This is a genomic window from Acetobacter oeni, from assembly GCF_011516825.1.
Taxonomy (GTDB): Bacteria; Pseudomonadota; Alphaproteobacteria; order Acetobacterales; family Acetobacteraceae; genus Acetobacter; species Acetobacter oeni.
Genome location: NZ_WOTA01000001.1, coordinates 241,175 through 266,812 on the forward strand (window position 1 = coordinate 241,175; position 25,638 = coordinate 266,812).

Here is a 25,638-nt window from a genome sequence, read left to right on the forward strand (position 1 = left end):
CCCCGCGTTGCCCCGGAGCTTTTTGCCGGTATGGCTCCGCTCCGCGCACTGCTATAGGAGAGACCGTCGTTTAGTCAGCCTCACGCCGGAGTTGCGATTATGACACAGTTCAGGCTCCCCCGATCGCCGATCACCTCGACAGCCATCGTCAGAATGGTGGCCATCGGACTCGGCGCCGTGTTTCTGGCCTTCGCCGTGCGCTTCGCACTGGAAATGCCCGACGTCATGCCCGGCAACGCAGCCGGAATCCTCGCGCTCGTCGCCCTGGGCACCATTCTCATTCTGGGCGCAATCTGGATCGCCATCTGAAAAAAAACCCGCCGGAAAGGCGGGTTTTCTTAACTTTGCAGACCATTCCGGTCACGTCAGCCCGGCGCTTTCGCCGCGACGTTCCGAACGTCAGCCCTGATTACTTATCGGCAGGGGTGACCGGCACTGCATTTTTAGAGTGATCATGAGCAGCCACGAGCACAGCTACGAGGCTGCTTGAGAAAATGCGTGCGATCCGGGTGACCATGGCGATGCTCCTGAGGAGGTTCTGCTATGAAGATTAGCAGCCTGCGGCCTTCAGGTAAATTTAAATCGTATATCCGACATGAAAATTTCACATAGCTTCACACAGGCGCAACAGAGTTACAGGCAGTTCAGAATCCGACCCAGTTTCCGTGTCGTCGGCAACACATCCCGCCGTCCTTCCCAGTCACGCCGCTCCGCGTCGGAAATGACGGCAATCCGGTCATATTCCCCGTTGCCCCGGGCAGACACCCGCTCCCGTACTTCGTCGCCGGAAAGAGGCGTCCTCAGCGGAATCCCGATATCGACGATGTGGGTCCCGGTATGTGTCACCGCGAGCAACGGCTCGCCGATCTCCAGATCCTCCCGCGTCAGTCCCAACTCCTCCTCCGCCTCCGCCGCGATCTGATCCGCCAGACAGACAGAATCGTCGCCGTCCCGCGCCTCGACCGTACCCGCCGGCGGCGACTGCCAGAATCCTCCAAGATACAGGGAAGACGCAGCGCGCCGCGCCATCACAAACCCATCGGCACATCGCAGCGCACCGCAAACCGCCAGCTGCCGTAACGGCCGGTCTCCGAAAATCAGCGGGTCCCGCATCTGCGCGAGCGCATGACGATAATCGGTCCAGTGCCCCCCGATCCTTCCGGGCATGAGCCGGTCCGCAGAAAAAATCCGGCCATTGAACAGCTCCGGCCGCGCCGCCTTCGCCTCATCCCAGATGGCCGTCACACGCGCTTCGACCGCATCGGAAAACGCAGGCCCGGCCGCCCCGGTCACAACAGTCAGGCCCGGCAACAGCTTCATCTCCGTCCAGCCGCCAAACTCACCTCCGGTCATCGCATCGCTCCTGGTCGTCTCCGCTTTTTCTTTCATCGTCCTTCCCTCCGGGCAGCCCGGTCCGTCCTCCGGGATCAACATTTTTTTGAGACCGCAACGAAATAGGCCTGTCAGCCGCGCCGGTGCTGGGCTTAACTCGTCTCACGAACGGCGCTGGAAAGATTACAGATGACACTCAATGTCGCCCTGACTCACAAAACAACCTACGATTACGATCACCCGGTCACACTCGGACCGCAGATCATCCGGCTGCGTCCCGCCGCCCACGCCCGGACAAATATCCTTTCCTACGCCCTCAAAATCGAACCGGAACCGCATTTCATCAACTGGATGCAGGACCCGTCAGGCAACTGGCAGGCCCGCGTCGTCTTCCCCGAACGAGTCGACCACTTCCACGTCACCGTCGATCTCGTCGCCGATATGGCCACCATCAACCCGTTCGACTTCTTTCTGGAACCCCAGGCCGAAACCTGGCCCTTCACCTACGATCACGTCCTCGACCAGGAACTCGCGCCCTATCGCAACCTTGATGAACCCGGTCCGAAACTCTCGGCCTTCCTCGACGAAATCCCGCTCACCGAACAGCATACCGTCGATATGCTGGTCGCCCTCAACCAGGCCGTTCAGAAGCGCATCAGCTACGTCGTCCGCATGGAACCCGGCGTCTGGACACCCGAACAGACACTCTCCGAAGGTAAAGGTTCCTGCCGCGACAGCGCCTGGCTGCTGGTGCAGACCCTCCGCCATCTCGGCTTCGCGGCCCGCTTCGTCTCCGGCTACCTGATCCAGCTCGTCGCCGACGAAAAGCCCGTCGAAGGCCCCGCCGGACCGGAGGCCGACTTCACCGACCTGCACGCCTGGGCCGAAGTCTATCTCCCCGGCGCTGGCTGGATCGGCCTGGACGCCACCTCCGGCATGCTGACCGGAGAAGGCCATATCCCCCTCGCGGCCACCCCCGAACCCACCTCCGCCGCCGCCATCTCCGGCGGTGTCGAAAAATGCGAAACGACCTTCGGCTTCGACATGCAGGTGCGCCGCATCGCCGAAACCCCACGCACGACAAAGCCCTACGATGAGAACACCTGGCGCGCCATCCTCGCCGCCGGCGACGAGGTCGATGCCCGGCTGAACGCCGGAGACGTTCGCCTCACCATGGGCGGTGAACCCACCTTCATCGCCGCCGCCGACATGGACGCGCCCGAATGGAATATCGAGGCCCTCGGCCCGACCAAACGCGCTTATGCCGGACGCCTCCTGCGCCGCCTGATGCCCATGTGGTCTCCGGGTTCGGCCTTCATGACCCTGTTCGGCAAACACTACCCCGGCGAACAGCTGCCCCGCTGGGCGCTTACCTGCTACTGGCGCGCGGACGGCGAACCCGTCTGGACCGACCGCTCCCTGCTCGCCCTGGATGACGACACGGACACCGCCACCGGGCACGACGCCCGCCGCTTCGCCCGCGCCCTCGCCGAAAAACTCCAGGTCGATCCGGAACTGGTCACCCCCGCCTACGAAGACATCCACTACTATCTCTGGCGCGAACACCGCCTCCCGGCCAACGTCCTGGCCGAAGACTCGAAACTCAACGATCCGCTGGAACGCGACCGCCTCGCCCGCGTCTTCGAGCGCGGCCTGTCCCGCGAGTCCGGCTTCGTGCTGCCCCTCCGCGTCGTCCCGCAGAACGGCACGCGCCGCTGGCAGTCCGGCCGCTGGTTCCTGCGCGGCGACATCATCTTCCTTGTCCCAGGCGACGCCTCCATCGGCTTCCGCCTGCCGCTGCAAAGCCTCCCCTGGGCCGAAGCCGACCACATCGACCAGCAGGTCGAGGCCGATCCTTTCGCACCGAAAACCCCGCTTCCGCCCCACCCGTCCTTCGTCCGCCGCACCGGCACAGTCTACGGCGCCTCCGTGCCCGACCTGATCGCCCGTTCCGGACGCCCTCCCGAAGGCTCCGTGCCGCAACTCTCCGATCTTCCGGCCCTGCCACCTTATCCGGTCCGCAAGGCATGGCGCCTCACCACCGCTCAGGCCTTCGACGAAAACCTCCTCGCCATCGACCGTGAGGAGCCGGACGAAGTCCGCACCGCGCTGACCGTCGAGACCCGCAACGGCATCCTGCACGTCTTTTTCCCGCCACTCAGCGCCATCGAAGACTGGCTCGACCTCTGCGCCGCCGTGGAAGCGACCGCCGCCGAAACCGGCCGGAAAGTCGTGCTGGAAGGCTACGCCCCGCCGCGCGACCCCCGTGTTCCGTCCTTCTCCATCACCCCCGATCCCGGCGTCATCGAAGTCAACGTCCACCCCGCCGCAAGCTGGGACGAATACGAAATCCGCAGCCGCCAGCTCTATGACGAAGCCCGCTCCGTCGGCCTCATCGCCGAAAAATTCATGCTCGACGGACGCCATGTCGGCACCGGCGGCGGCAACCACGTCGTCATGGGGGCGGCGAGGGCGGAAGACAGCCCCTTCCTCCGGCGCCCCGACCTCCTCCGGTCAATGGTCAGCTTCTGGCATAACCACCCGTCGCTGTCCTACCTGTTCAGCGGCCTGTTCATCGGCCCCAGCTCACAGCACCCCCGCATCGACGAAGCCCGGCAGGATTCCCTTTACGAACTGGAAATCGCCTTCCGGCAGGTCAGCCGGCAGCACCTCACACCGCCCTGGCTGACAGACCGCCTGTTCCGCAATCTGTTCGCCGACATCACCGGCAACACCCACCGTACAGAGTTCTGCATCGACAAACTCTACGCCCCCGAAAGCGCCTCGGGCCGCCTCGGCCTCGTGGAATACCGCGCCTTCGAAATGCCGCCACACCACCGGATGGCCGCCGCCCAGTCGCTTCTCATGCGGGCCTGCATCGCCACTTTCTGGAAAACGCCCTACGAACGCCGCCTCATCCGGTGGGGCACCCGCCTCCATGACGATTTCATGCTGCCCCATTACGTCGAACAGGATTTCCGGGACGCCATCGCCGAACTGAACCAGCTTGGCGCCCCCCTCGACGCCGACTGGTTCCTGCCCCATTTCGAATTCAGGTTCCCCGAAATCGGCTCCGTCTCCGAACTCGGCATGACCCTCGAACTCCGCACCGCCCTCGAACCCTGGAACACACTCGCCGAAGAACCGGCCGCCGGCGGCACCGCCCGCTACGTCGACAGCTCGGTCGAGCGCGTCCAGGTCCTCGTTTCCGGCTGGGTCGATGAACGCTACATCCTGTCCTGCAACGGCGTCGGCGTCCCGCTGAGCCGCACCGAACGACAGGGCGAATATGTCGGCGGCGTCCGCTTCAAAGCCTGGAATCCGCCCAGTTCCCTGCATCCGACCATCGGCGTCGAAACCCCGCTGGTGTTCGACATCTGCGATACCTGGTCCGGCCGCAGCATCGGCGGCCTCACCTATCACGTCGTCCACCCCGGCGGCCGCAGCTACGAAACCCGCCCGGTTAACGCAAACGAGGCGGAAGCCCGCCGCCGCATCAGATTCTTCCCGTTCGGACACACCCCCGGCACCATGAAAATCCCCGTAACGGAACGCTCCCTCGAACAGCCCCGCACACTCGACCTGCGCCGGTTCTGACCCGGAGCAGGGCGGGGCAGGGAAACGAACGATGTGTTCCTGCGTTCATCGAAACGATCCGGTAACAGAGGCGGGAGCCGACCGATTATGAAACTCTTCGTCTGTCAGGGATGCCGGCAGATCGTCTTCTTCGAGAATACGTTTTGCGAAAAATGCTCAAGACGGCTCGGTTTTTGCAGCGAGAGCCTCAATATGCTCGCTCTCGACCCCGGCGGCGACGATCCGGCCGCGCCCGCCAGCGGCCCCGCAACCGGGGACTGGCTGCCCGCCGCCCGGCGTGGCGCCGCGCCGGCACGCCGCTTCTGCGCCAATGCCGGATACGATGTCTGCAACTGGCTGCTCCCGGAAGGCTCCACGGACACGTTCTGCGTCGCCTGCCGCTACAACCACGTCATCCCCGATCTGACAAAAGACGGAAACCAGGGCCGCTGGAGCAAACTCGAACAGGCCAAACACCGGCTGTTTTACAGCCTGCTCAGACTGAACCTGCCCATGCAGTCCCGCGCCGAAAACCCGACCGGCGGCCTGATGTTCAACTTCCCCGATGACCCGGCCGACGGCGACCCCTCGCATAAAATCATGACCGGCCACGACGAGGGCGAAATCACCATCGCCCTGCGCGAAGCCGACGATGTCGAACGCGAGAAAATGCGTGTCGAAATGGGCGAACATTACCGCACGCTTCTCGGCCACTTCCGGCACGAGGTCGGACATTATTACTGGAATGTCCTCGTCCGCGACGCAGGCAATACCGATGCCTGCCGCGCAGTCTTCGGCGATGATTCACAGGATTACGGCGCCGCGTTGCAGGCACATTATCAGAACGGACCACCCGCCGGCTGGCCGGAACAGTATGTGAGCGCCTATGCGACAACCCACCCCTGGGAAGATTTCGCCGAGACCTGGGCCCATTACCTGCATATCGTCGATACGCTGGAAACCGCCGTCGCCTACGGCATCGCCGTCGATCCGTCCGTCGTCCGGGATGACAGCCTCACACAGCATTTCGAGTTCGACCCCTACGAAGCCGGCTCATTCGACCAGATCCTTCAGGCCTGGCTGCCCCTGACCCTCGCTGTCAATTCGCTCAACCGCTCCATGGGACAGCAGGATCTTTACCCCTTCGTCATTACCCCCGCGATCGCAAACAAACTGCATTTCATTCACCGGCTGGTTCATCACCTGCCGTTTTCATAAAGTCCCCGACCCGCACAGATCCCGCCCCGCACAGTTTCCCGACCGGACAGCGCGGACACCCTGACAGCAGACCGTCCGCCAGGCGCTTTTCAGAAGCTGAATGAAAAGTCAGGATTGCGCGTGTCGACGGCAACCTCCTAGAACGGCACGCATGACAGGTACGATACCGATTGATGAAATGGTCGATGGCCGCGGGGGCGTACGTCCACACTGGCGCCGCCTGCTCGGCATCATCTCGGATATCGGTCACAGAGAACTGGTCGCGCGGCGCCATCACATCGGCCTGGCCCTCTCCGATCAGACCGGAATGCCGGTCCCCGCCGCCGACACCCTGTCATCCTCCCCGGAAAAGAAAGCCACAGGCCCGTTCGGCGTCCTCTGCGACCCGATCCCCCTGATCCTTCAGGCCGATGAGTTCGCCGCCCTGGAGGCCGGGATCATCCAGCGGGTCAAACTCCAGGAAGCCATCCTGCGGGATATCTTCGGCCCGCGAACCATCCTGGCGGAACGCCTGCTGCCGCCCGGCCTCGTCTGGGCCAATCACGGCTTCCTGCGCGGCGGCACGCCAGACGGCGCCTCCCCGCTGCCCGACCGGTTCTTCTCGTTCTACGCCGTGGACCTGGTGCGCGGCCCGGATGGAAGCTGGCGCGTGCTGGCCGATCGCGCCTCCCGCGCCAACGGCGCCGGCCTGGCCATCGAAAACCGCAGGCAGATGACCCGCGTTTTCCCGGAACTCTTCACCGGTCAGGAACTGCGCCGCCTGTCCCCGTTTCTGGACACATGGCAGGAAGCCCTCCAGCAGGACGGACTGAACGAGACCTCCAACCCCGGCCTGGCGCTGCTGACCCCCGGCCCGACCAGCCCCCACTGGGGCGAACACGTCATCCTCTCCCGCGAACTCGGCTGCACCCTGGCCGAAGCCGGTGATCTGACCGTGCGAGACGGCGAACTCTGGCTCAAAACAATCCGCGGATTGCGCCGTGTCGATGTGCTCCTCATCCGCCAGAACGCCGATACGGTCGATCCCCTCGAACTCGAAGGCCACGGCACCGCCGGAATCGCCGGCCTGCTCGATGCCGCCCGCGCCGGATCGGTCCGGCTGCTGAACGATCCGAGAGTCGGATTTGTCGAAGCCCCCGGACTGACCCCGTTCCTGGCCCCGCTCTGCGGCCACCTGCTGGGTGAGGCCCCGCTGCTCGAAAACATCGAAACAATCTGGCTGGGCGACGCTCTCGGTCACGCGTTTCTCGATAAAACCCTGTTCCCGCCAGAGGTGAGGGCAGGGGACGACACGCAGGACGACAGCGCCCGCTGGATCATCGCCTCCGCCCTGAACGCCGGTCTCCCCGTGCACAGACTCGCCGGTCAGGATGCCACCCGCCGCAAAACCCTGGAAAACAAGGTCAGAGCCGCCCCCTGGCGCTACATCGCCTACCGCGAACCCGTCGTCTCCGTCGCGCCGACAGTCGCCGAAAAAGGAATCGTGCCCGCACCCGTCGTGCTCCGCCTCTTCGCGGCCTTCGACGGCACGGAATGGACCGTGCTCCCCGGCGGAACGGGCCGCGTATTCCCGGAGGGCGAAGCCGTCACCATCGAACCGATCGCCGGGTCGCAACTCACCAAAGACGTGTGGGTCACAACCGACGAACGCTTTGCCCCACGCGAACACGCGGTCACGCTTGCGCGCCCGCTTCCCATCCGTCGCTCCCAGGGCGACCTTCCCAGCCGCGCCGCCGACGATTTCTTCTGGCTCGGCCGCTATCTCGAACAGCTCGAAGGCGCCGCCAGACTCCTCCACGTCGTCCTCGCCCACCTGTCCGGACCGGACCCGTCCCCCCGCGAGCGCGCCGATCTGGACGTTCTGATGCGTCAGATGCGCAGCGCCGGGCTCATCAGCGACGTCTCCTTCTCAGGTTACGCCGTGGCCGGCATGATCAGGGAGCTGTCCGCCGCCGCCGGACCGGACGGGCTCTTCGTCCGCCTGCTCCGCAAAATCATCCGCCTGGTGCCGGAACTGACCGACCGGCTGACCCGCGAGATGCGCGATTTCATCACCCACAACGCACACGCCATCCTGCGCGAAATCGAAAAGCGGCCCTCCCGAAGCGATTCCGCCCGCATGCGCGATTTCCTGAACGGACTCACCGGGCGCCTGCTGGCCTACGGCGCCACCCTGTCCGGCCTGGCCGCGGAAAACATGGTCCGCTCGGGCGGCCGCCAGTTCCTGGACCTCGGACGCCGCATCGAACGCGCCGCCACGGTGCTGATCAGCTGCGCCGGCATCCTCGAACAGCCGGACGTCCATCAGCGCGGTCGCATGGAAGGTGCGCTGCGACTCATGCTCGAACTCTGCGACAGCGTCATCACCTACCGCTCCCGTTATTTCAGCGTCGTCCAGCCCGCCCCCGTGCTCGACCTCCTGCTGCTCGATGACGATAATCCCCGTGGCGTCGGCTTCCAGCTCGCCGCCCTGCGCGACTCCCTCTCGGAACTGGCCTCGGAAGACGAAAGCGCCGCCCCCGCCACCCAGCGCGCGGCCTCGGCGGAACTGGCCGCCTCCGCCGGTAGCATCATCGGAATGCTCTCCTGCCTCGTCTCCTCCGTGATGAACGACCCGGATCAGGACCGCGCCGCCGCCGCCCTGCCGGAAGCCCTGCGCCAGGCACACGCCTCGGTCATGCTGCTCTCCACGGAAATCGGCCGCTGCTATTTCGCCGTCCTGCACTCGCAGCGCGTCGTCGGCATCACGGAAGACGACAGACCGGACGAGACCGGCGCATGATTTACCGCGTGCGTCACGCCACGTCCTATACTTACGGCAGCCCCGTCGAGCTGGCCTCGCATGTGCTCCACGTCACCCCGCGCGATTTTCCCGGCCAGCGCGTCATCTGGACCCGCCTCGACTGCGACCCCCTGCCGGTCCGCCGCCGCGCCGGCGCCGATCACTTCGGCAACCGGATCTTCTGGCTGTTCCACGAGGCCCCCCACAGCCGGTTCGATGTCGTCGCCACGTCGGAAGTGGAGGTGTTGTTCGACCCTCTGCCACCCGTCGGACTCACCCCGGCCTGGGAAGACGCGGCAGCCCTCGCATTGCAGGATTCCGACGTCTCGCAATATCTTTTCGACGGCGTGATGTGCCCCGCCTCCGCCGCCGCAGGCGCCTACGCCGCTCAGTCCTTTCCCGCCGGCCGGCCGGTCCTCGAAGGACTGCTCGACTTCAATCGGCGGGTGTTCAGCGAATTCCGCTTCCGGTCCGGCGTGACCTCCCTGCGAACGACCATCGACGAAATCCTGACCCGCAGAGAAGGCGTCTGCCAGGATTTCACCCATCTCATGCTGAGCGGCCTGCGCCGGCTCGGCCTGCCCGCGCGATACACCTCCGGCTATATCCGCACCCGTCCCGCACCAGGGCAGAAACGGCGCCTCGGAGCCGACGTGTCCCATGCCTGGGTCGGCGTCTGGCTCGGACCGGAGCATGGCTGGATCGGGCTCGACCCCACCAACGGCATCGTCGTGCGCGACGAACACGTCGTCCTCGGCTGGGGACGCGATTACGCCGATATCAGTCCCGTCAGAGGCCTGATCCTCGGCGGCGGCAACGATTCCCTCCGCGTCGGCGTGGATCTCGTTCCGGCCGACGAATGGGACCATGACCCCGCGCTCCAGGCCCTCGGCGCCGTCCCGCCCGACATGGAACCGGGCATCGTCGCCTGACCCGCGGCTACGGAAAAGCCAGCCTGACCGATACCGCGCAATGATCCGATAACTGAGCCGGCGTCACGCCCGGATCGCGATACGTCATCACACGCAGACTGTCTGCCGTCAGCCAGTCGCGCGCCTGACCGCCCAGCAGAATATGGTCGATGAAATATTCCCCGCCCCAGCACGGGCTCGCCCGCCCCGCCGTTGTCAGCCGCATCGGCGTATCCCGGGTCAGAGACAGAAAATAAGGATCGCCCGCCGTCATGCGCCGGTTGAAATCCCCGAGAATCGCAAACGCCTCCCCCGAATCATTCCGCTCAAGCGCCCAGTCATCGAGAACGGCAAACTGACTCCTGAGCGTCGGACAGGCATGCTGCCGCTCCGTCCACGTATTCTCCCAGCAACCCGTCTTGAGATGCACGACAAGCAGACGCAGAGACGCCCTGCCATCACTGACCGTAATATCCAGCCCGCTGCGCAAAGCATGAGGCGCATCGGGCGGATAAACATTCAGCGCCGTCAGAACAGGATTCTGTGTGACATTCAGCGAACCGCGAATGGCCACGCCAACCTGCTGCGCCACATGATCGCCCGACATGATGATCCGGTAACCGGGTGGCCGGAATACGCGCGCCGCGATCGGCGCGCCATCCACTTCCTGAAACCCGATAATATCGGCGTCAAGATGATCGGCATAAGCCGCAAGCCGCGCAATATCGGCATCGTTCCGCCGGTAAATACCATCGGGTAACGCCGGATCGCCCGCGGCCCGCGATGTCAGCCAGCCAAGATTCCACGTCGCAAGTTTGAGAGAAGTCGCAAACCCCGCCCCCGGCTGCCACACAACCGGCAGAACCAGCAGCAGACCGGAAAAAACAATCCCCGCCCGGGCGGCAGCCGGCGCGCCCTTAGCCGACCTGCGCGGGCGCTGTCTGTAAACGTGAAATAGCGGTCTCGATGGAAATCGTCCTGCGCGTTTCTTCGTCGAGAACCAGAACCTCACCCGTGCCGATATCATAAAACCAGCCTTGCAGGATCAGTTTCCGGCGCGCAAGAGCCGCCGCGACGGACGGATGCGTCCGCAGATGAGAGATCTGCAACAGTACATTCTGCTCGGCAAGACTTCTGACCGTCGCCGGCCCCGCATTCTCGCTCGCCAGAGCCACGGCACGCGCCGTCTCGGCATTCCGCAGCCAGGATTTCACCGTCGGCATGTTCTCCAGCTTCTCCGGATTGAGCAGAGCCGTCATCGCGCCGCAATTCGAATGTCCGCAGACAATAATACTGGAAACTCCAAGCGCCAGTACTGCGTATTCAATCGCCGACGAAACGCCTCCAAGCATTTCACCATAGGCCGGAACAATATTGCCAATATTACGCAGGATAAAAAGATTTCCAGGGTCCGTCTGTGTGATCAGACCCGGACTCACACGGCTGTCCGCGCAGGCAATAAACAGCGTGCCCGGCGCCTGACTTTCCGCAAGCCCCTTAAACAGGGCCTCTTTCTCTGGAAATACGTGCGTATTGAAATATTCGACGCCGTGCAGAAGGGCAATCAGACTGTCTTTAGCGGTTTTATTCGCCATTCTGTTTCTCCATGTAAGAGGCCGACATCAGACATCACGCAGTATCACGCCGTCGCGCAAACAAGAATGCTCATCATGGTACGGAGTTCCTGAAAGACAGAAATTGTAACAGAGACGAAACCCCGGGACATATGACTGGCACGGATGATTGCTTTGCAGTGACAGTTCTGCTTGTCCTGCCGTGCTTATGCCGCAATGTTTTCGGGTGCGCGCGCAATCCCGATGATTGAGCCGTATAATCGCCAGCAGCCGGACAGGGGAGAACCGGCCGGACCAGGCAGGAAGCGGGGACGGCGGAAGTAAGCGAAGACGTCGGGCATCAGGCGCCGCGTCCTCAGGCATTATTGCCCGGATATAAGGTGGCCCGAAGGCATAGTTACGATGATCCGTCCATAAATGCGGGAGGGAGACCGGATCATCATCATTGCCGTCCCGATTGCACTCAGCGCAGGAGAGCCGCATGTCATGACAGACACGCGCGGCGGCCTGCCAAAAGCTGTCCTCGAACATACGGGCGCAGGGGCAATAGCGGCCGTGCTGGAAAGCCTCCTTACACGGCAAAGGCGTTTCCCCGCCGCGAACGCCGAACAGCTGCCCGTGCGCGTGACACAGGCGGACGGCGCCGCCCGGATCGTCGAAATACCGCACCTCGTCACAACACGCATGAGCCTCGACGAGCCCGGATGGGTGCCCTGTTACGACATCCTGCCCTGGGAGAATCACCGCTCGGAAACCGATATCGAACAGGCCTCGTATCTCGGCGCGCAGCTTATGTACAAGACAGCGGCCGACGCAACTTCCCCGGACCTGACGCCTGAACAGTTGCTGCACCGTCGCCGCATGGGCATCCTGTTCGCGGTCAACGGTCGCACATGGCGCCCCGAACTGGCCACCGAGCGATGCGCCATCCTCGATCAGGCCGGCCTGCCGGAAGCAGGGCAGGGGAGCCCCCTCGCCGGCAGCCTGATCCCGGAATGTCGCCACTGGCTGGCAAGCGCCCTCAGCCATCTCCGGCGACCATTACGGTCGCTGTCCATGCCAGCCGAACTGATGCCGGACCGGTTCACGATCCCGCAGTTTCAGGCCGCCGCCGAAGGCCTCCTCGGACAGGCGCTGGACAAACAGGTCTTCCGCCGGAACGCCATAAACAGCGGATTTCTGGAAGACACCGGCGGCCACAGCGATGAAGTCGCCGGGCGTCCGGCCAAACTGTTTCGATTCAGAATCGATTTTACCGTCGCGCGCTCCATGCAGACCATGCCCCTCGCGCTCCCCCTGGCGGACGGCCTGGCCCGCTATGAAACCATCGATCTGCTGCTGAAACCCCTCGGCGACGGCCCTCACTCCGATCGTGAAAAAACCACGCGGAACTCCCCGCCAGACCCCGGGACGGAAACCGACCCCTGAGCCCGCCCGCGCTCATGGCCCGCGCCCCGGTAACCCTTTGCTGACCATTCTCTGCAAAATACTCGTGCTGCGACGACCACGCACACCCGTCACCACGCCGCGCCAGACACCCGCTTCCGACCTCCGGGATCCCGGCCGGAGGCAGCCATGGCGCCCGGTGCCGGAGCGTCGCCCGAAGAAAGGGAAACGCCGATGACCACCGGAACAGATCCGCACGCCCTGCATGAACAGCCCGTTATCGTGGGAGCCGGCGTCGCGGGCCTCATGACCGCGCTGCATTTCGGCAACAGACCCTGCGTGCTCGTGTCATGCGCCGAACAGCCCGGCATCGGCGCCCTCCGATCCGGCGTCGCCGCCGCACTCGGCGCCGACGACACAGCCTCCGCCCGCGCCGGGCGAACACTCGAAAGAGCCGCCGGCCTCGCATGCCTCGAAACCGTGCAGTGCATCACCGCCGCCATGGGCAACGTCATCGACACGCTGGGTCGCTTCGGCATCCCCGTCGCGGCGGGTGCCCGCGATTCCGGTTACGCCCTGCACGCGGCCCTCCTCGCCGCCGTGCATGTGCGGCCGAACGTCACCATTCTCGCCCCGGCGGCACTCCGCCGTCTGGTCGTCGTCGATGGCCACGTGCGCGGCGTCATCCTGGATACCGGCAGCCGCATGATCCCGCTCGACACGGACGCCGTCATCCTCGCGTCCGGCGGTACCTGCGGCCTGTATGATGACGGTCTCAGCCCGGTAACCGCGATCGGCAGAAGTCTGGCCGTGGCCGCCCGCGCCGGCGCCGCATTGTCAGACCTGGAACTGGTCCATTTCCACCCGTTCGCCCTGTCGCTCGGCAACACCCCCGGCTCAGGAGTCGCAATCCCCTTCGAATTATATGGTCCCGATGCGATTCTGCACGACGAGCAGGGACAGAAACTCGAAGGCCACACGAACGACCCCGCCTATGTGGCCCGCGCCATTTACGAACGAAGAGCAGGCGGACACGCAGTCTTTCTCGATCTGCGAAAGATCGTCGCCGCCGGAACGCAAAATGCCGACCCGACGCTGAAATCCTTTCTTGCCCTTTGTCATGCCCGGGGAATCGACCCGGCAACACAGTCACTGCCGGTCAGACCCGCCGCCGCCTTCCACATCGGCGGACTCAAAACGGAGATCAGCGGCAGAACATCACTTCCCGGCCTGTGGGCCTGCGGAGAAGCCGCCTGTAACGGATTTCACGGTGCGTCCGTCCTGCACGGAAACCCGCTGCTTGAGGCCGTGGTCTGCAGCCGCTTCGCCGCCGAAGATGTCACCGGCCGGATGCCTGTGCCCTTTCGCGATATTTCCGGCATCCACCCCGATCAGTCGCTCACAAAAGGCCTGCTGCCAGTTGTCAGAAAGAGCATGGCAGCGGCCATGGCACCGACACGCACGGAAGAAACACTGGTCAGCGCCCTCATGCATGTCTCGCGATTTGCCGAATACGACGATGTCGCCCTCGTCGCCGAACTGATGTTTTTATCGGCTCTGAAACGAAACGAAAGTCGCGGCGCGCATTTCCGGGCCGACTTCCCGAAACCGGATGCAATCGCCCGCCATACCTCGTTCACCGCCACCGAAGCCCATACCGCCGTCAGACTGGTCGGCAGAGATCATCCCATCACCTGGTCACCGGACGCGCCGACGAAGACGGAACTGTTCACGACCTGAACCGCATACCGCCTCAGGACAAGAGACCCTGCGACGCAGCGCCGATCGTCCGTAACAGCGTGAAAGGCGCGTCCCAGACGCCGCCGGCCGCCTCCGCGCCGTCCTCCTCAGTCCCGACCGCAACGAAGTCTGCGGTCCGCATCAGCCGATCCGCCACGGCAGTCCCCTCAGACTCCGTTCCCGACACCACATATTCAGCAACAGCAGGCAATTCCATCACCTCTGTCCACCAGCGAAGCAGGGCTACAGCTTCGGCATCGGATGTTTCGCTGAACGCACCAAAAGAAACGTAATCAGCGCCCTCCATACCCGCCTGCATCGCCAGATCCCGGCTCATGCCGCAGAACGCGCCAAGTTGCAGATCGTCTCCCAGCGCCTTCCGCGCCGCCACGACATCCGACGCATCCACATGAGCGCCATCGCAGCCCGTCGCGCGGGCCAGTGCCGGCAACCCGTCGAGCATCAGAGCAACCCCCTGCTCCTGGATCGGCCCGCGAAGCGCTTCAATCACGCCGGCCTGTACCTCACGTGGCCCCGGCGCAAGCCGGAGCCTTATCGCCGCAACCGGACAGGCCCGGAGCACCGGCTCAAGCCGGGGCAGAAATTGCGCGGCGTCCGAAATAACCGGCGTCACAAGATATAATTCGGATCGTGCGCCTTCGTCCGGTGTTTCATTCTGCGCTGCTGTCATCGTGCTGTCCGTCATGACCACCGCATATGCTCCGCAAGCGTTTCCCTGTCTACGAGTCCCGAAAATTACATCGCCCGCGGGCTCACCCCCGTTCCGTAAGACCACCGCGCGATCCGTCACCGGACAGCCGGCCCGAAGACAAAAGCAGGGCCGCAGACACACGCCCGGCACGTAAATCCGCTGCCGTAATGTAAACTTCCGGACGATGTGAAAACATTTCGGCATTCAGAGAGGCAGCAAGAACACCGGCCTGACGGTGCTGAGGGCAGTCAGGATGCAGAATGATCCGGGCCTGCCCCAGCCCGAGCGCCGCCACCGCACGTCCCGCCTGAGCCCCGCAATCGAGAATGTCGATAAATGCCGGAGCACCCGTCACGGACTCCTCCTCGTCGCGGACAGCCGCCATCAGCGCAAGCCACCACGGAGACCCCATGAAACACGCCGCATCGGGAGGAGACAGCAAAACCGGCGCCACGCCGGCATCCCGGGCCAGAGCCAGAGCCAGACGCGCTCCGGCCACCGAACCCACCTCAAAAATGACACAATCCCGCGCGTTCGCCTCTTCGTTGCTCTTTCCGGATGACAGCGTGCTGATCATGCTTGACCTTCCATCCCATGCGGGTGATCTGTAACCCTGTATTTCAACATACAGGCAGGGCTGCACAAGTGTCGGACAGAGGCGAAGACAGACAGGAAGACCCGATGGTCGTGAGCCCGGTCATCCCCGACCCGATCAGCAGGCTCCGCACAGCCCTGGACCGGATCGCCTTCGCGCTGGAACAACGTAAAGTCGCGCCGGCTCCGCCACCTGAACCGGTCGCCCCCGCGCCAGGTCCGGATCTGGAAAAAGTTGTCGCCAGCATCGATCTGCTGATGGCCAGAATCCAGGATGTCCTCGGCACGGAAAAGCCGGAACCGGCAGCGTCCGACACGCATTACGTTCCCGACACGCAGTACGTTCAGGAAACCCCGCCCGTCCATGCCGCGGAACCGGCCCCCGCCGAACCCTGGACCGAGCCTTACAATCCGGCGCCCCGTTACGACGATCCGCCCGGCAACAACAATGCCGACGTGAACAATAATCCGTCATGGACGGAAGACCCCTGGCAGAACGCCCCCGCTCCGGACTCCCATAACCCTTCATCCTCATGGAATGAACCCGGATGGAGCGAGCCCGGCAACGGATCTGACGTCGCGCCAGGACAACACTATAACGAACAACGCCACGGCGGGGAGGGATGAGCATGCCGCAGGTCACTGTTCGTATTAACGGCTACGCATACACAATCGGCTGTGAGCGGGGCGAGGAACGCCACCTGCTCGCCATGGCGCAGGAAGTCGAAAAACGGGTCAGCCGCGTCCGCAATCTCGGTTTCAGCGGCGAGGCAAAAGTCCTCGTCCTGGCCGCCCTGCTGATGGCCGACGAAATCTCGGACGTCTCAGCCGAAAAGCTGCCGGTGGAAACACACAACGCCATTATCGCCGGCGAACAGGCCACAAAAGAGAACGCCCGCCTGCTCGAACAGATTTCTTTGCTCGCAGAACGCACGGAAGCCATTGCGGCAACGCTTGAGCACGACTAGATTAGTCATGCGGGGCTGCCCGGTGCGTCAGGCAATTCAAACCCCTGGGCCGATAAGCACTTCCTCGGGAGCTGGCGCTGCTGTGATCGTGGTCATGGTATCCGGCGCCCACCTGCACTAGCAGGTCCTGGAGGTTGTATATACCAACGGCCAGGGTGGCTCCGCAATTTTTCCCGTGTTCAGAATATGCATGAAGATCCCCCCGAAATTGTCGCCGCCAAACGGACCCTCCGCGCCACCTGCCGCGCGATCCGGCTGCCCGCGCACCTCTCAGAGACAGCCGCCTCACAGGCCGTGTGCGGGAAACTGCACACCCTGCTCCTGAAGCACGACAGCGCCGGCATCATCGCCTGCGTCTGGCCGCTCGCCGGTGAAATCGACCTGCGCCCCCTCTGCGCCTCCCTTCATCGGGAAGGCCGCACCGTCTGCCTGCCGGATACCCCCAAAAAAGGCCATCCCCTGATCTTTCGTCACTGGACCCCGACCAGCCTCATGCTCGAAGGCCGCTTCGGAACCCGCCACCCCGACGGTCCCGCCGTCACCCCCGATATCGTCCTGGTGCCCATGCTGGCTTTCGACCGCCGCGGCTACCGGCTCGGCTACGGCGGCGGCTATTACGACCGGACCCTCGCCGCGCTCCCCAAAGCCCGCCCCGTCGGATACGCCCTGTCCACCCAGGAAAAACCCGCCATCCCGACCGGCCCGCACGATATCGCGCTGCCCCTCATCGTCACCGAACACGAAATCATCCGCTGCTGAAAACAGCCATGGCCGTCAGTCGGAAATACCCCGCGACACGCAGGCGGGAGCGACACCGATAATATCGTAATGCAGACGTTATCCGGACCGGAAAGCAACAGCCTGCCGCCAGTCCGGGTAAAAGAAACAGCCTTCGCGCTGACCCGGTATCAGTCGATTTCCTGACCGTCCCCTTCCGTCTCCTCTCCCCGAACACCAGAAAGCCGCCGCACAATCACGCCCCGCACCGTTGCTACGTTTTTGGCTTTTCTCCGTCCCCGGATTATACCCTCCCGAACCCATCACCCGGAAGCAGGAGAATAACGTGCGAATACTGTTTCTGGGGGATATCGTCGGCCGCTCCGGACGGGACGCCGTCATCGCCCGGGTCCCGGAACTGAGACGCACACTTCGCCTCGACCTCGTCATCGTCAACGCGGAAAACGCCAGCCACGGCTTCGGCCTGTCACCCTCCATCGCCCGCGATCTCATGGGCTGCGGCGTGGACGTCATCACACTCGGCAACCACGCCTGGGACCGACGCGACCTCATCGGGGAAATCGATGCCCTCGCCACGGTCATCAGGCCCCTCAACTTCCCGCCCGGAACACCGGGGCAGGGGAGCACGGTCGCAACCCTCGCCGACGGTCGCCGCGCCCTGGTCGTAAACGCCATGGGCCGCCTGTTCATGGACCCCATGGACGACCCGTTCCGTCTCACGCTCGAACTGCTCTCCCGACACCGCCTCGGCGTAACGGTCCAGGCCGCAATCGTCGATCTTCATGCCGAAGCCAGCAGCGAGAAATGGGCCTTCGGTCACGCGCTCGATGGCAAGGTCTCACTGGTGGTCGGCACCCACACCCACACACCAACGGCCGACCACAGAATCCTGCCGGCTGGCACCGCATTCCAGAGCGATGCCGGCATGTGCGGCGATTATGACAGCGTCATAGGCATGCAGAAAGACAACGCAGTCGCCCGCTTTATCCGTAAAATGCCCGGCGAACGCCTCCAGCCCGCCGAAGGCGAGGCCACCATCGCCGGCCTCATGATCGAAACCGACGATGCAACCGGCCTGACCCGGAAAGTCGCTCCCCTGCGCCAGGGCGGCATCCTTTCACAGGCCCTGCCGGACTTCTGAGCCGGAAGCTTCAGATCGCCTTCCGTGCCGGCCCGAGAATACCCACCCGCGCGGACGGATCGCCGCTGAAGGTCGAAGGACCGGTGTGAGTCAGAACCAGTGACGGATCGAGCCAGACCTCGCCCCCGATCGCGCGCCAGCGATGGCAGAAGGTAAAATCCTCGCTCAGATAAGTCTTCGTCTCAGGATCGACCAGGCAGTCGAACAGCGCATGAGCCTCAGATTCCGGCGCGGCCTCCGACTCATGCTGCCCGACCGGCGCATCGATCCGGCGGTAGCGCGTCTCGGGATAAGCCCGGATCATCCGGGAGACAGCCTCCCTGCTGATGAGCATAAAGCCCGTCCCGGCATAACCCGCCTTCACAAGCGCCCCCGGCGTCGCCTTCGCCTCATGCAGCGATTCACTCTCTCCGACATAACGCAGAGAAGCCATCGCGGGAGATTCACCCCGCCGCATCTGCGCGTCGGTCAGCCTGTCCCAGTAACGATCCTTCAGCGGATACAGCCCCGCAACCACATCCTTGCCCGCCGCCACAATCCGGGAGAGGGCGTCCGGCTCAAACCCGATATCACTGTCAACGAACAGAATATGGGACGCCGTGCTCTGTGCCATGAACTGATGCAGAAGCGTATTCCGGCACCGCGTAATAAGCGCATCGTTCCCGATCATCGAGAGCGTGAGTTCGATCCCATGCTGCTGCGCGGACGCCATACACCCGATGACCGACTGCATATAAGTCTGCGTGACAACACCGCCAAAACATGGCGTTGCAATGAAAACGTGAGGAGAAAAAGCAACACTGTTCACACAAATCTGGCCCTGTTGTTCAGGCCATTTTGCTCCCACAGGGTTTCGATCCGCTTAATTCGGATTTTGCAAACGTGATCGCTTCCGCCGCCATTCCGGATGATGCCGGTCAAACATCAGCGCCCAGCCGGCCAGGCCGTGATGCCGCAGGCTGGCTTTTTCTGGCAGGACGGGCTGAATGTCATCAATGCCGTCCTGCTGAAGTGAATCCGAAAAGCGGCATGTGGTCCTGAGGTTTCCGAGAATGTCTTCACACTCTTTGACGTCCCCTGAAATTTTTCAGCATATCCGTATCGTCATGGGGATGGTCGTGGGCCTCAGCGTCACACGCCTGCTCAACGGACTGGTCCGGATCATCCAGCACCCAAAACAGACACGGATTTATCTGGTCCATATCGGCTGGGTTCTGACACTGCTCCTGATGCTGATTCACTTCTGGTGGTGGGAACTGTGGCTGGTCGAACTGTCATCCTGGACGTTCGAGATCTATCTGTTTCTGGTCATCTACGCGATCGTTCTGTTCTTCCTGAGCGCGTTCCTGTTTCCGGATTCCATAAATGATTACACGGGCTACGAGGATTTCTTCATTTCCAGGCGGAAATGGTTTTTCTCGTTTTTTGCTCTGACAATTGTATTCGACCTGATCGACACCCTGATCAAAGGGCCAGCACACTACGCCATGTTTTCAATCGAATACTGGTTCCGGATACCCGTCTATCTCATCCTGTGCGGCATCGCGTTTGTGTCGGTTAACCGACGATTCCACATGGGCTTTGTTACGCTCGGCCTGCTCTACGAGATTTCATGGATTATCAGGCACTTTGAAACGTTGCAGTAAAAAACACACCCTCTGAAAGAGAGCCGCCAGCACTCACCCGATCAGCGTCGGCTTTCTGCCCACCCATCTGCCAGACATCGCACCCGAACAGACCGCTCACCCCTCATCCGCAATCGCCTCCCAGTGCCCCGGCCCCATACGCCGGAATTGCGGAACATGCGCAAGCGCCCGCACCAGCCCCGCATCCGCCTCCAGCTTCGCCCTCCACGCATCCCCGTCCGTCAGAACGGCGCCAATCCCCACAACCTCTGCCGACGCCTGACGCGCCAGCGCCAGAGACGCCACCAGACTGGACCCCGTGGCAATCACGTCATCAACCACCACAATCCGCCGCCGCAACAGCAATGGCAGCGCAGCCCGGTCCAGCCGTAACTCCTGGCTCCCATGCGACGTCACGGAAGACAGCGAATGAGTCAGAGCATCCGCCAGATGCTTCTTGGGCGATTTCTGAAGAATGATGTAATTGTCGAGCCCGAGATGCCGCGTCACCTCAATCGCAACGGGAATGCCCAGCGTCGCCGTCCCGATCACAATTTCCGGGTTCAGAGGACGCAGCTTCTCAGCCAGAGCCGCCCCGATATGCTCGCCAAACCGAACCCCCATATCGGTAATCATCATCAGCGCAATCGCACGATCCGGCGAAACCGGCGTAATGGGAAGGCTGACCTCCCGACCGGCAATATCCACCGTCCACGAGGTCACGGCATGCGGCGGCACAGTCTGCGTCATATACTCTTCTTCTGTTCAGACAGCACACGCCGGATCATCGGTAAAACAGCGCGCGCCCGGTTGCTTTCGTCACACTCACCAACGCCACAGCCCGGCCCCGGTTCGCACTCACACCCTATTCGGTGATCGTGTCGAACCCGTCCTCCGGCGGCAGCCCGCGCGGCTTCCTGTTCTCATCGAGCGCGACAAAAGTAAATTTCCCCTGCGTCACCTTGCGCCGGTCATTGCTGTTCCGCGCTCGCCGCCAGGTCTCGACATGCACAACAATCGAGGATTTCCCCGTCTGCGTGACCTTCGTGTAAATGCTCACCTCATCCCCGACCGAAACCGGCTCATGGAAAATGAAGCTGTCGATCGCCACAGTGACGCAGCGCCCCTTCGCCCGGAACGCAGCCGCCGTGCCCGCGGCCAGATCCATCTGCGAAACAAGCCAGCCGCCAAACACATCCCCGGCGGGATTGGTGTCCGTCGGCATGGCAACAACACGGATCGTCGGAATGGCTTCAGGCGGATATACGGAAGGCGACACAGGACTCATCCTCATACGAACATGACGCTCTTCTGCAGGAGCCGACAAACCACACGTTACCGGAACGGAGGCTCGTCAAAACCACGGAGCTTGCGCGAATGTAGCCTCGCAACCCCCTGCCTGCGCAACAGCCGCATTGTCTCAATGCCAACCGTCAGATGCTGACTTACGCGCTCACGATAGAAAGCGTTTGCCATCCCGCGAAGTTTCAGCTCCCCGTGCAGCGGTTTGTCCGACACACACAGCAATGTCCCATATGGCACGCGAAAGCGGAATCCGTTAGCCGCAATCGTCGCCGACTCCATGTCCACGGCAATCGCGCGCGACATGTTGATGTCTGCGGACAACTCCCTGAGACGCAGCTCCCAGTTCCGGTTGTCCGTCGTCATCACCGTCCCGGTCCGCAGCCGCGTCTTCAGCTCCACATCCTTCAGACCCGTCACCTCGGCCGCAACCGCCTGAAGCGCAACCTGCACCTCCGCAATCGGCGGCACCGGAACCCAGACCGGCAGATCATCGTCCAGCACATGATCCTGCCGCATATAACCATGCGCCAGAACATAATCGCCCAGCATCTGCGTCCGCCGCAGCCCGGCGCAATGCCCCACCATCAGCCAGCAATGCGGACGCAGCACCGCCAGATGATCGGTGATCGTTTTCGCGTTCGCCGGCCCCACGCCGATATTCACCAGCGTAATGCCGTCCCCGTCCGGACGCTGCAAATGATACGCCGGCATCTGCGGCAGACTGCCGGACAAAGGCGCCACCACGTCCTCATCCGCCCCCGTCCAGACCTGATCCCCCGGCTCGACAAAAGCGCTGTATTCCCCGCCCTTCGCCACCTCGCCCCGCCCGAAATCACGAAACGCATCGACATAACGCTGGTAATTCGTCAGCAGAATAAACCGCTGGAAATGGTTCGGACTCGTGCCGGTATAATGATGCAGCCGCGCCAGCGAATAATCCGTGCGCTCCGCCGTAAACAGCGCCAGCGGGCGAGGGCGCCTGTCAGCCGGAAAACTCTGGCAGTTCGCAATCGAATCATCGGTCGCATGCAGATCCGGCAGCGCAAACCGCTCCTGAATCTGCCTCAGATCCGCTTCCGTCAGCCCGCTGACCGCCTCCTCCAGCACATAAGGCAGCGGGATCGGCCGCAGAGACCGACCCACATAAACCGGCTGCTTATAATGCCGCAGCAATATGCCGATCTGCTCGCGCCAGTACCCGCTGAAAAGAGCCGGACGCGTGAGAGTCGTCCCGTAAAAACCCGGCTCCAGAACCACATCGAACGGAGGCCGCGTCTCCGGCGGCGCGCCACGCGCAACAAAGAAAGCCAGACAGGGATAAACCGCCCGATCCGATACATCGGCGGCATTCTCCCGAAAGGCCTCGCGCAACAGCGTGGCGCTCTCATCGTAAAGCGCCTCAATCCGCTCAACAGCCTTCGCCGCATCATGAAACGCAACGAAATCAGCCCCGACCGATGCCAGCATCCGCTCCGAATCCGTCATCCCCACGCGCCTCCGAATCTGTTTCCCCCGCAGCGTACACCCGTAACCGGACAAAGCGACCCGTCAGTGAACAAATCCACGCGGCCCTGACGACCCTCCCCCTCAGTGCCGGATCAGAATGTAGTTGATCGTCACGTCCAGATCGAAATGATCGCCCTGAATGTCCGGCGGAACCGGCGGCAGCTGCGCCCCGTGGAACATGCCGGTCGTCGAGGCATCCAGCTCATACGAGCCCGACTGATTCGTCAGCCGCACAAACCGCACCCGGCCCTGACGATCGATCACGACATGAACGGAAGACGGACCCTCCTCGCCATTTTTCGCCGCTTCCTCGGGATAATACATGTGGCGACGAATCCAGCGATCCACCTCGCCACTGTAATCGTCGCTCACGCCCCGCGTCGTGCTCCGCGTGGCAAACGGCGCATTGAGCTGCCCGTTCTGGATCATCGGCCCGATCGAAAGATCAATCGGACCCCCGGACCCGCCCGAACGCCCGTGACGACGCGCCCGGCGCGGCGCGGACGACTGATCCAGCGAAAGATCCATCGGCGAGTCAAACGGGGAGGGGGCGCGCTGCTTATGCTCCTCATGCTTCACCGACTGCCTGCTGGTGGACTTCTTCGTCGTCTTCTTGCTGCCCTGGCCCGTCTCGGTGGAGGCCGGGTTGATCGGCGCGGTCTCATTGGTCGGGTTCGGATAGCTCTCGTCGGACGAAGCCTCAGGCATCGGCGGGGCCGCCGGCGTCTCCGTCGTCGGCTTCGCAGCCCCCTCCGAGGCCTCGGACTGCTCCGGCTGCGCGTTGCTGCTCTGGGAGGACTTCGTCGAATCCGTGCCCCCGGCCATATCCGGCGAGCGCTCCCCCTTCATTCCGCTCTGCGCCGGCGGGGTGACGAACATCATGTCAACAGACCCAGTCTCCGGCGACTGCGGATTCCCGCGCGGCCGGTGATGCGCCGCAAGAAGAATGGCAACCGTCAGCAAAGCCAGATGAAGCAGCAGGGAGAGGAGAATAACCGGAATCAGATCCGGATCGGCAAACACCTGGCGCGGCGTCATAGGCGTCTTCGCCGGCCTGACACGACGCGTCCCCGGCGCCCGCTCGACAAAAGCCGGGCCGAGACCAGGACGCTTCAGATCGTCTTCCGGCGGCTTTCTGGCCACAACCGAAGCAATATGCGGCCGCCCCATGCCCGTGGTGGGGACAAGGACAGGCTCCTTCTTTTCCCCGGACCCGGCAGGAGGCCTGTATGACACCGTCATGGAGTTGGGTCAGTCTCCGGGAAAACAGGAAAAGTATCACCCCGGCACCCGATAAACAGGCTCCGGATAAAAAAGTCGTACAATCTTGCCACCGGGAGGATAGTCTGGCCACCCTGCCTGTTACAGCAAAGAGGTGACAGAACGTATCGCCCGTTCCGGGACAGGGTATTGGTTCCGGCCATCTGTTAGCGTCATACCAGGTGCAGTGACCAGCATGAAGAAAAAAAACGGTAATAATAAGAAGCAGCCGAACACCATTGTTCTTCCACCGGAGCCGGCTCATGCCACGGTTCTTCATCCGGCGGAACCCTTTCTCGCCGCCGCCGATCCCGATTTTGCCGAACTCATCCGGCGTGTCGGCCCCTGCCGGCTCGAACCCGATCATACGGGCGAGCCCTACGAAGCCCTCATCAGAGCCGTGCTGTATCAGCAACTGCACGGCCGCGCCGCCGCCGCGATTTTCGGCCGCCTGAAAGCCCTCTCGGACGGACGATGCCCCTCTCCGGAAGACCTTCTCACTTATTCTTTCGAAGCATTGCGCGGCTGCGGATTGTCCGCGCGAAAAATCGCCACCGTGCAGGCCGTCGCCGAGGCCAGCCTCAACGGCGTCGTCCCCGCCCGCGCAAAAGCCGAATCCATGGAAACCGAAGACCTGATCGCCCGCATCACCAGCCTCCGCGGAATCGGACGCTGGACCGTCGAAATGCTGCTGATCTTCACCCTAGGCAAACCCGACATCATGCCGGTGGACGATTTCGGCGTCAGCGAGGGATGGCGAAAACTGAAAGGACTGGAAACCCGCCTCCGCCCGCGCCAGCTCGGAGAAGCAACCCTCTGCCTCGCGCCCTGGCGCTCCGCCGCCGCCTGGTATCTCTGGCGCGCCGCGGCGGAAGGAAAAACGACCGGAACCGGAAATCCCGTTACCGGCTGAGATATTTTTTGTCGAAACCAGCGAACTTCCCGAACCTGCCGGCGTTTTTATCACACAGGGTCCGAATAACCCGAAAAATCAACAGGAGACGATCATGGGTGAATTCACCGATAAAGTTAAAGGCGCCAGCGACAAAGTGGCGGGCAACGTCAAGGAAGGCGTCGGCAAGGCCATGAACGATTCCAAGCTCGAAACCGAAGGCAAAGCCCAGCAGGTTAAGGGCAAGGCCGAGGAAGTCGAAGGCAAGGTCAAAGGGGCCGTCAACGACCTCTGATCCCCAGGCTCCAGGTCATGTAACGAAAGCGCGGAACCGCATCGCCGGTTCCGCGCTTTTTGTTGACCGCCCGCTTCCGATCC

The 25,638-nt window shown here is 63.1% G+C and carries 24 protein-coding genes and 1 other RNA gene; 15 read left to right on the top strand and 10 right to left on the bottom strand.

The annotated features are described in order from the left end of the window. Positions 1–99: 99 nt before the first annotated feature. On the top strand, positions 100–309 hold the full coding sequence (locus tag GOB90_RS01025) for a hypothetical protein (RefSeq protein WP_146891418.1): 210 nt from the start codon (positions 100–102) through the stop codon (positions 307–309). Between the two features lie 324 nt (positions 310–633). Here the strand turns inward: GOB90_RS01025 and GOB90_RS01030 are convergent, their stop codons facing one another. Beyond that, entirely contained in the window at positions 634–1,389 is a 756-nt protein-coding gene (locus GOB90_RS01030; RefSeq protein ID WP_146891422.1) for a phosphohydrolase, read from the bottom strand. 132 nt (positions 1,390–1,521) lie between these two features. Between GOB90_RS01030 and GOB90_RS01035 the strand changes: the two genes are divergently transcribed. The 4 genes from GOB90_RS01035 to GOB90_RS01050 all read left to right on the top strand — a co-directional run bounded on the left by GOB90_RS01035 (position 1,522) and on the right by GOB90_RS01050 (position 9,840). Continuing rightward, on the top strand, positions 1,522–4,929 hold the full coding sequence (locus GOB90_RS01035) for a transglutaminase family protein (protein WP_146891425.1): 3,408 nt from the start codon (positions 1,522–1,524) through the stop codon (positions 4,927–4,929). A gap of 87 nt (positions 4,930–5,016) precedes the next feature. Next, positions 5,017–6,126: a zinc-binding metallopeptidase family protein gene (locus tag GOB90_RS01040; protein WP_173571866.1), complete on the top strand. Its 1,110-nt coding sequence runs from the start codon at positions 5,017–5,019 to the stop codon at positions 6,124–6,126. Positions 6,127–6,277: 151 nt separating this feature from the next. Then, a complete protein-coding gene (locus tag GOB90_RS01045; RefSeq protein ID WP_146890696.1) occupies positions 6,278–8,908 on the top strand; it encodes a circularly permuted type 2 ATP-grasp protein in 2,631 nt (876 codons plus the stop codon). After that, positions 8,905–9,840, top strand: a complete 936-nt coding sequence (locus tag GOB90_RS01050; protein WP_146890693.1) for a transglutaminase family protein — start codon at positions 8,905–8,907, stop codon at positions 9,838–9,840. The genes GOB90_RS01045 and GOB90_RS01050 overlap by 4 nt, the downstream gene beginning before the upstream one ends. Positions 9,841–9,847: 7 nt before the next feature. Here the strand turns inward: GOB90_RS01050 and GOB90_RS01055 are convergent, their stop codons facing one another. Both GOB90_RS01055 and GOB90_RS01060 read right to left on the bottom strand, forming a co-directional pair. Beyond that, a complete protein-coding gene (locus GOB90_RS01055; RefSeq protein WP_264812685.1) occupies positions 9,848–10,672 on the bottom strand; it encodes an endonuclease/exonuclease/phosphatase family protein in 825 nt (274 codons plus the stop codon). Between the two features lie 64 nt (positions 10,673–10,736). Then, the gene (locus GOB90_RS01060) at positions 10,737–11,414 is read right to left on the bottom strand and encodes a carbonic anhydrase (protein ID WP_146890686.1); all 678 of its coding nucleotides are present in this window, start codon (positions 11,412–11,414) and stop codon (positions 10,737–10,739) included. A 465-nt stretch (positions 11,415–11,879) separates the two neighbouring features. On the opposite strand from GOB90_RS01060, the gene GOB90_RS01065 reads away from it, so the two are divergent. Beyond that, positions 11,880–12,821: an NrtR DNA-binding winged helix domain-containing protein gene (locus tag GOB90_RS01065; protein ID WP_173571867.1), complete on the top strand. Its 942-nt coding sequence runs from the start codon at positions 11,880–11,882 to the stop codon at positions 12,819–12,821. A 192-nt stretch (positions 12,822–13,013) separates the two neighbouring features. Further along, entirely contained in the window at positions 13,014–14,519 is a 1,506-nt protein-coding gene (locus GOB90_RS01070) for an FAD-binding protein (RefSeq protein ID WP_173571868.1), read from the top strand. Between the two features lie 13 nt (positions 14,520–14,532). Here GOB90_RS01070 and GOB90_RS01075 read toward each other — a convergent pair whose 3' ends face one another. Together GOB90_RS01075 and GOB90_RS01080 are read right to left on the bottom strand one after the other, a co-directional pair. Beyond that, positions 14,533–15,225, bottom strand: a complete 693-nt coding sequence (locus GOB90_RS01075) for a thiamine phosphate synthase (RefSeq protein WP_183187335.1) — start codon at positions 15,223–15,225, stop codon at positions 14,533–14,535. Between the two features lie 67 nt (positions 15,226–15,292). Continuing rightward, entirely contained in the window at positions 15,293–15,808 is a 516-nt protein-coding gene (locus GOB90_RS01080; RefSeq protein ID WP_173571870.1) for a hypothetical protein, read from the bottom strand. 68 nt (positions 15,809–15,876) lie between these two features. Between GOB90_RS01080 and GOB90_RS01085 the strand changes: the two genes are divergently transcribed. From GOB90_RS01085 to GOB90_RS01105, 5 genes are all read left to right on the top strand, one after another. Next, complete coding sequence (locus GOB90_RS01085; protein WP_206752459.1) at positions 15,877–16,452, top strand: hypothetical protein; 576 nt, start codon at positions 15,877–15,879, stop codon at positions 16,450–16,452. Between the two features lie 2 nt (positions 16,453–16,454). Further along, positions 16,455–16,793: a cell division protein ZapA gene (locus GOB90_RS01090; RefSeq protein ID WP_146890677.1), complete on the top strand. Its 339-nt coding sequence runs from the start codon at positions 16,455–16,457 to the stop codon at positions 16,791–16,793. Between the two features lie 9 nt (positions 16,794–16,802). After that, positions 16,803–16,959: non-coding RNA, 6S RNA (gene ssrS, locus GOB90_RS01095), on the top strand. Positions 16,960–16,979: 20 nt separating this feature from the next. Beyond that, positions 16,980–17,552 (top strand): 5-formyltetrahydrofolate cyclo-ligase, encoded by a 573-nt coding sequence (locus GOB90_RS01100; protein ID WP_146890673.1) that lies wholly within the window; start codon positions 16,980–16,982, stop codon positions 17,550–17,552. 304 nt (positions 17,553–17,856) lie between these two features. Further along, positions 17,857–18,672, top strand: a complete 816-nt coding sequence (locus GOB90_RS01105; RefSeq protein ID WP_146890670.1) for a TIGR00282 family metallophosphoesterase — start codon at positions 17,857–17,859, stop codon at positions 18,670–18,672. A gap of 10 nt (positions 18,673–18,682) precedes the next feature. Here GOB90_RS01105 and GOB90_RS01110 read toward each other — a convergent pair whose 3' ends face one another. Continuing rightward, a complete protein-coding gene (locus tag GOB90_RS01110; RefSeq protein WP_146890666.1) occupies positions 18,683–19,480 on the bottom strand; it encodes a hypothetical protein in 798 nt (265 codons plus the stop codon). 244 nt (positions 19,481–19,724) lie between these two features. Here GOB90_RS01110 and GOB90_RS01115 point away from each other — a divergent pair, with 244 nt between their 5' ends. Continuing rightward, on the top strand, positions 19,725–20,318 hold the full coding sequence (locus GOB90_RS01115; protein ID WP_146890663.1) for a hypothetical protein: 594 nt from the start codon (positions 19,725–19,727) through the stop codon (positions 20,316–20,318). Positions 20,319–20,414: 96 nt separating this feature from the next. Here the strand turns inward: GOB90_RS01115 and GOB90_RS19440 are convergent, their stop codons facing one another. The 4 genes from GOB90_RS19440 to GOB90_RS01135 all read right to left on the bottom strand — a co-directional run bounded on the left by GOB90_RS19440 (position 20,415) and on the right by GOB90_RS01135 (position 24,350). Then, the gene (locus GOB90_RS19440; protein WP_146890660.1) at positions 20,415–21,047 is read right to left on the bottom strand and encodes a phosphoribosyltransferase family protein; all 633 of its coding nucleotides are present in this window, start codon (positions 21,045–21,047) and stop codon (positions 20,415–20,417) included. A gap of 115 nt (positions 21,048–21,162) precedes the next feature. Beyond that, positions 21,163–21,585 carry an acyl-CoA thioesterase gene (locus GOB90_RS01125; protein WP_146890705.1) on the bottom strand — a complete coding sequence of 141 codons (423 nt, stop codon included), beginning with the start codon at positions 21,583–21,585 and terminating at the stop codon, positions 21,163–21,165. 47 nt (positions 21,586–21,632) lie between these two features. Then, the gene (locus GOB90_RS01130) at positions 21,633–23,087 is read right to left on the bottom strand and encodes an AMP nucleosidase (RefSeq protein WP_198912601.1); all 1,455 of its coding nucleotides are present in this window, start codon (positions 23,085–23,087) and stop codon (positions 21,633–21,635) included. A 102-nt stretch (positions 23,088–23,189) separates the two neighbouring features. Then, entirely contained in the window at positions 23,190–24,350 is a 1,161-nt protein-coding gene (locus GOB90_RS01135) for an energy transducer TonB (protein ID WP_146890657.1), read from the bottom strand. A 214-nt stretch (positions 24,351–24,564) separates the two neighbouring features. Here GOB90_RS01135 and GOB90_RS01140 point away from each other — a divergent pair, with 214 nt between their 5' ends. Further along, complete coding sequence (locus GOB90_RS01140; RefSeq protein ID WP_146890654.1) at positions 24,565–25,281, top strand: DNA-3-methyladenine glycosylase family protein; 717 nt, start codon at positions 24,565–24,567, stop codon at positions 25,279–25,281. Between the two features lie 94 nt (positions 25,282–25,375). Then, the gene (locus tag GOB90_RS01145; RefSeq protein WP_146890651.1) at positions 25,376–25,555 is read left to right on the top strand and encodes a CsbD family protein; all 180 of its coding nucleotides are present in this window, start codon (positions 25,376–25,378) and stop codon (positions 25,553–25,555) included. The last annotated feature ends 83 nt before the right edge of the window (positions 25,556–25,638 follow it).

Excerpts from the sequence above, each read along its gene's own strand:
- GOB90_RS01140 (WP_146890654.1), top strand. The coding sequence starts at position 24,565 with ATGAAGAAAAAAAACGGTAATAATAAGAAGCAGCCGAACACCATTGTT.
- GOB90_RS01145 (WP_146890651.1), top strand. The coding sequence starts at position 25,376 with ATGGGTGAATTCACCGATAAAGTTAAAGGCGCCAGCGACAAAGTGGCG.
- GOB90_RS01030 (WP_146891422.1), bottom strand. The coding sequence starts at position 1,389 with ATGAAAGAAAAAGCGGAGACGACCAGGAGCGATGCGATGACCGGAGGT.
- GOB90_RS01080 (WP_173571870.1), bottom strand. The coding sequence starts at position 15,808 with ATGATCAGCACGCTGTCATCCGGAAAGAGCAACGAAGAGGCGAACGCG.
- GOB90_RS01045 (WP_146890696.1), top strand. The coding sequence starts at position 6,278 with ATGACAGGTACGATACCGATTGATGAAATGGTCGATGGCCGCGGGGGC.
- GOB90_RS01050 (WP_146890693.1), top strand. The coding sequence starts at position 8,905 with ATGATTTACCGCGTGCGTCACGCCACGTCCTATACTTACGGCAGCCCC.
- GOB90_RS01035 (WP_146891425.1), top strand. The coding sequence starts at position 1,522 with ATGACACTCAATGTCGCCCTGACTCACAAAACAACCTACGATTACGAT.
- GOB90_RS01100 (WP_146890673.1), top strand. The coding sequence starts at position 16,980 with ATGCATGAAGATCCCCCCGAAATTGTCGCCGCCAAACGGACCCTCCGC.
- GOB90_RS01065 (WP_173571867.1), top strand. The coding sequence starts at position 11,880 with ATGACAGACACGCGCGGCGGCCTGCCAAAAGCTGTCCTCGAACATACG.
- GOB90_RS01130 (WP_198912601.1), bottom strand. The coding sequence starts at position 23,087 with ATGACGGATTCGGAGCGGATGCTGGCATCGGTCGGGGCTGATTTCGTT.
- GOB90_RS01070 (WP_173571868.1), top strand. The coding sequence starts at position 13,014 with ATGACCACCGGAACAGATCCGCACGCCCTGCATGAACAGCCCGTTATC.
- GOB90_RS01090 (WP_146890677.1), top strand. The coding sequence starts at position 16,455 with ATGCCGCAGGTCACTGTTCGTATTAACGGCTACGCATACACAATCGGC.
- GOB90_RS01025 (WP_146891418.1), top strand. The coding sequence starts at position 100 with ATGACACAGTTCAGGCTCCCCCGATCGCCGATCACCTCGACAGCCATC.
- GOB90_RS01040 (WP_173571866.1), top strand. The coding sequence starts at position 5,017 with ATGAAACTCTTCGTCTGTCAGGGATGCCGGCAGATCGTCTTCTTCGAG.
- GOB90_RS01135 (WP_146890657.1), bottom strand. The coding sequence starts at position 24,350 with ATGACGGTGTCATACAGGCCTCCTGCCGGGTCCGGGGAAAAGAAGGAG.
- GOB90_RS01115 (WP_146890663.1), top strand. The coding sequence starts at position 19,725 with ATGTCTTCACACTCTTTGACGTCCCCTGAAATTTTTCAGCATATCCGT.
- GOB90_RS01125 (WP_146890705.1), bottom strand. The coding sequence starts at position 21,585 with ATGAGTCCTGTGTCGCCTTCCGTATATCCGCCTGAAGCCATTCCGACG.
- GOB90_RS01060 (WP_146890686.1), bottom strand. The coding sequence starts at position 11,414 with ATGGCGAATAAAACCGCTAAAGACAGTCTGATTGCCCTTCTGCACGGC.
- GOB90_RS01075 (WP_183187335.1), bottom strand. The coding sequence starts at position 15,225 with ATGACGGACAGCACGATGACAGCAGCGCAGAATGAAACACCGGACGAA.
- GOB90_RS19440 (WP_146890660.1), bottom strand. The coding sequence starts at position 21,047 with ATGACGCAGACTGTGCCGCCGCATGCCGTGACCTCGTGGACGGTGGAT.